The organism is Streptomyces sp. PsTaAH-137, from assembly GCF_003259365.1.
Lineage (GTDB): Bacteria > Actinomycetota > Actinomycetes > Streptomycetales > Streptomycetaceae > Streptomyces.
Genome location: NZ_QLLY01000056.1, coordinates 1 through 3918 on the forward strand (window position 1 = coordinate 1; position 3918 = coordinate 3918).

At 71.4% G+C, this 3918-nt stretch carries 7 protein-coding genes; 5 read left to right on the plus strand and 2 right to left on the minus strand.

Going from position 1 to position 3918, the window contains the following annotated elements:
* The 3 genes from K377_RS41980 to K377_RS40635 all read left to right on the plus strand — a co-directional run.
* A partial coding sequence (locus K377_RS41980) for a hypothetical protein (RefSeq protein ID WP_375606004.1) occupies positions 1-467 on the plus strand: 467 nt, incomplete at its 5' end.
* A gap of 106 nt (positions 468-573) precedes the next feature.
* On the plus strand, positions 574-816 hold the full coding sequence (locus K377_RS40630; protein WP_111668661.1) for a hypothetical protein: 243 nt from the start codon (positions 574-576) through the stop codon (positions 814-816).
* Positions 816-1196 carry a fic family toxin-antitoxin system, toxin component gene (locus K377_RS40635; protein WP_111668662.1) on the plus strand — a complete coding sequence of 127 codons (381 nt, stop codon included), beginning with the start codon at positions 816-818 and terminating at the stop codon, positions 1194-1196. The genes K377_RS40630 and K377_RS40635 overlap by 1 nt, the downstream gene beginning before the upstream one ends.
* A 98-nt stretch (positions 1197-1294) precedes the next feature.
* Here K377_RS40635 and K377_RS40640 read toward each other — a convergent pair whose 3' ends face one another.
* Complete coding sequence (locus K377_RS40640) at positions 1295-1612, minus strand: hypothetical protein (protein WP_111668663.1); 318 nt, start codon at positions 1610-1612, stop codon at positions 1295-1297.
* Positions 1613-1682: 70 nt separating this feature from the next.
* Here K377_RS40640 and K377_RS40645 point away from each other — a divergent pair, with 70 nt between their 5' ends.
* Together K377_RS40645 and K377_RS40650 are read left to right on the plus strand one after the other, a co-directional pair.
* Positions 1683-2543 (plus strand): LysR family transcriptional regulator, encoded by an 861-nt coding sequence (locus K377_RS40645; protein WP_111668664.1) that lies wholly within the window; start codon positions 1683-1685, stop codon positions 2541-2543.
* A gap of 142 nt (positions 2544-2685) precedes the next feature.
* The gene (locus K377_RS40650) at positions 2686-3294 is read left to right on the plus strand and encodes a hypothetical protein (protein ID WP_111668665.1); all 609 of its coding nucleotides are present in this window, start codon (positions 2686-2688) and stop codon (positions 3292-3294) included.
* A 73-nt stretch (positions 3295-3367) separates the two neighbouring features.
* On the opposite strand, the gene K377_RS40655 is transcribed toward K377_RS40650, so the two are convergent.
* Positions 3368-3918, minus strand: a 551-nt coding sequence (locus K377_RS40655) for a helicase associated domain-containing protein (protein ID WP_202455828.1), incomplete at its 5' end; no start/stop codon positions are given.

The following is a 3918-nucleotide window of genomic DNA, read 5'->3' on the forward strand; positions in this document are numbered from 1 at the left end:
CCCCGATGCCCGCCCCGGCCGCCGCCGCGCCGACGGTGATTCCGCAGCCCGCACGGGAGCCTGTGCAGGAGCCCGAGCCGCTGAGCGACGCGGACACCGCGAAGCCCGTCGGCTTCTACGTGTCCCAGAACGTCGCGGCGCGCTTCCGCAAGCACCGCAAGCAGACCGACATCACGCACACCCAGATCGTGCTGATGGCCGTGGAGGCGGCGGCGGAGAAGGGCATCGCACAGGTCGTCGAGGACGCCCGGCGAGCGCCCAAGTTCCAGTCCAAGCTGTTCGCCGTGACGGTCAAGCCCGACGACACCGATTTGCGCGGCCTCGGCCCCGTACAACTGCAGTACAAGCCGACCCGCGCGCAGCGGGCGATCATCGACAACCTGGTACGGGAGTCCGGACTGCCGGACCACACCAAGTTCCTCGCGGTCGTCCTGGACCAGTACCTGCCGGGCCGCAGGGACGCGTAGCGCGCCGGACAGCATGGGGGAGGGGCGACGACGGTCCGGTACCGGCGTCGCCCCTTCCTCGCGCCCGGCCCCCCCACCCCTGGTAACACCTGTTACCGTGATGGGTATGGCCAAGACACAGCTGGGCGCCCGCGTCGACGACGAGATCGTCGAACTCGCGAAGGCGCGCGCGAAGGAGATGGGCCTGCCCATCGGCGACTATCTGGCGCGGCTCGTGCTCGACGACGTCAGCGGGCTGCGCGCCCGGGGCCTCGCGGCTGCCCGCGGTTTCCTGGACGAACACCAGGCACTGTTCGACGAGGCCGAGAACGCCGCCGGGCGCGGCGGGCCGGGGGCGCACGCCGCGTAATGGAACTGCACATCGACGTCCCCTGGATCCTGCAGGTCGCCGAGGCCGCCGGGGCGGGGGACCCGGCACCGGACGACTACGGCGTCCCGGTCGCGGCCGTCGCCGCGCACCGTGCCGAACTGCTCGGCCGACCCGTGTACGACGGGCCGTACGCGCGTGCCGCCACCCTCGTCCACATCCTGGGGCGCTGTCGCTGGCTGGAGCACTCGAACCTGGCGGTCGCCGCCGCCACCGGAGTCATGTACCTCGAAGCGTCCGGCATCACCGTCAAGCCCACCCGCGAGGACGCGGCCGCCCTGCGCGACCTGCTGCTCGACCCGGCCGGCTGCGGCGCCGGCCGAATCGCGGACCTACTGCGCTCCTGGCCCACGACAACCTGACCGGAACGCCGACGTCCGGAACCTCGGTCGCTTCGGTCGCTTCGATAGCTCCCTGCCCGCGACCCGGAGCATGCAGGGGCAGGACCGGTGCCGGTAGGTCAGCCGAGCGGCGTGTGATTCACGAACGCCACCTGGTACGGGTGCTCCGCCTGCCAGCGGCCGATGATCTCTTCCACTCCGGGCGCCTGGAACGCCGCGCCGAGCGCGGGCAGATCGGCGACCCCGAACTGGATCACCGCCGTCGCGATCAGGGCCGGGATCTCCTCCTCGCCGGGTACGGGAATGTGGCGCGCGGCGGCCACCGTGCGGACGTGCCCGGAGTCCAGCATCACCTTTTCGATGTCCTGGAGGAATTGGTCAAGGTCGGCGTCGGGGGTCGGGTTCTCGAAGGAGACGAGCATCGTGTGCTGAATCATGCAGCCATGGAAACAATCCGGACCGCGGCCTGTCCAAGTCCTGTTCGCTCTCGATCGATATCCTTGAGGCATGGCTGAGCTGGAGACCCGGGAGATCGAATACGTCGTCGCCGTCGCCGAGGAGCTGCACTTCGGCCGCGCCGCCGAGCGTCTGGCGATCGCGCAGCCCGCCCTGTCCAAGGCGGTGGCGCGCATCGAGAGGCGGCTGGGCGTGCAGCTCTTCGCGCGCTCCAGCCGCCAGGTCGCCCTGACACCGGCAGGCGAAGCACTGCTGCGACACGGCCGGTACGCCCTGGACGCCGTCAGCTCAGCGGTCGACCACACGCGCCGGGCCGCCGGGCTCGGTGGCGGACTGCGGCTGGTGCTCAAGCCGGGCGGTGACGCCGGGCTGCTCTCGGCGATCCTCGCCCGGTACGCCCAGGAGCCGGACGCCGAGCGCGTCGAGATCATCTTCAGCGGACCGGCCGACCGGGTCGACCGCCTGCGCTCGGGCCAGGCCGACGTGGCTCTGCTGTACGCGCCGTTCGACGATCTCGAGGGACTGGACCACGAAACACTCAGTGTCGAGGAGCGCGTGGCGGTGCTGCCCGCCGATCATCGACTGGCCACCCGGTCCGCGCTGCGTCTCGCCGACCTCGAGGGCGAGACGATGCCCCGCTGGAGGGAGGTGCCGCAAGGCGCCCGGCACGCGCACCAGAGCGGCACCGGGCCCGAGGTGACCGACATCGCCCAGCTGTACTCGCTGGTCGCCATCGGCCGCACGGCCGCCGTGCTGCCGCGCTCCCTGGTGTCGCCGGCGCCGCAGGGTGTGGTCTGCGTGCCGGTGCTCGACGCTCCCGAGAGCCGCATCGTGATCGCCTGGTCGCCGCGCGACGACCGCCCGCTGGTCCCGGCGTTCGTGGCGGCCGCGCTGGCGGTGGCCCGCAGATAGGCCGGCTCCCGAGGCACTCGACCGCTGCTGCCCGCCGCAGGAGTACTCCCCGGGCGCGATGGTGCAAGACGTCACCCCGCCGGGTACAGGAGTCGGAGTCAGCCTGCCCATCGACGCCAGCGCCGGAACGGGAGCATCGCCCATGCGTCTCTACGCCCAAACGCCTGCTCGCCGAACCCGCCAACTCGTCGCCGACCTGATCGCACTGCTCCTGATCGCCGCCACGGTGACCTTCGCCCTGACCGTCCGGCAGGCCATACTGACGCTGGCCGAACCGGGGCGGAAGGCACAGAGCGCGGGCGACAGCCTCGCTTCCAGCCTGGACCGCGCGGGGGACGCCGCCTCGAAGGTCCCCCTCGTCGGTAACTCCCTGAAAACACCGCTGAAGTCCGCCGCCGACTCCGGCACCGCCCTCTCCGACGCCGGGCAGTCGCTGCAGGACACCGTGGGGCATGTCGCCACGCTCACCACACTCGCCCTGATCCTGCTCCCGACCGCGCTCATCGTGTTCGTGTGGCTCGTCCCCCGCCTGCTTTGGATGCGGCGCACCGCCACCACCCGCCGCCTCCTCAGCACCCCCGGCGGCGCGGACCTGCTGGCCCTGCGCGCACTCACCGGCCCGCAGCGCCCGCTGACAACGATCCCGACGCCGCCCGGCGGCCTGGCCGAAGCCTGGCGCCGCCGCGACCCGGACACCATCGAGAGCCTCTCGGCACTGACGCTCCGACAGGCGGGGCTCAGGGCCGGATAGCCGCGACCGAGTCGCCGTCGCGGACGGTTCGGCAGGGCGGCCATGGAACAGGGCAGGCTGTTGAGTCGTCCGGCTACCAGCGGATGCCGAGTTGGTTGAGGTCGTTGCGTCGTTGTGCGGTGAGTTTGTGGGCGCGCCTGCGTACGTTGGTGAGCCACATGCCGAGTGCGACGGGTACGCCGTCGCCGTCTGTCTCGGCTCCCAACGCCCCACGGCCGGCCTCTTCCGGGGGGACGAGCTCGGTGTGTTTGCGGGGTACCTGCAGATGCCCTTCGCGGGCGTGGAAGCGTTGTGCGGCGGTCAGGTTGAGCAGCCATTTGTCGTTCTGGGTGCGTCGTACCGGCTGTTCGTCCTCTGAGGCCTCTTCAACGCCGAGGACGCTTTCGAGCAGCCATTGTTGCGCGGTTCCGAGTTTGTTCCACCCGAGGCGTTGCGCGTGTACCCATGCGCCGAGGTCCTCGCCCTGCACGACCAGCACCCCAGGCCCGCTGTGGGGGAGTGTCCCGCCGGCGTCGAGGTGATTCTTCGCGAGTCGGTAGGAGCGTTGCCAGGCGGTGTCCCAGGCTGGGCACCAGCCGGGGTCGATCGCGTCGAGGGCGTCCTGGCGGCTCTCCGAAAGCCCCC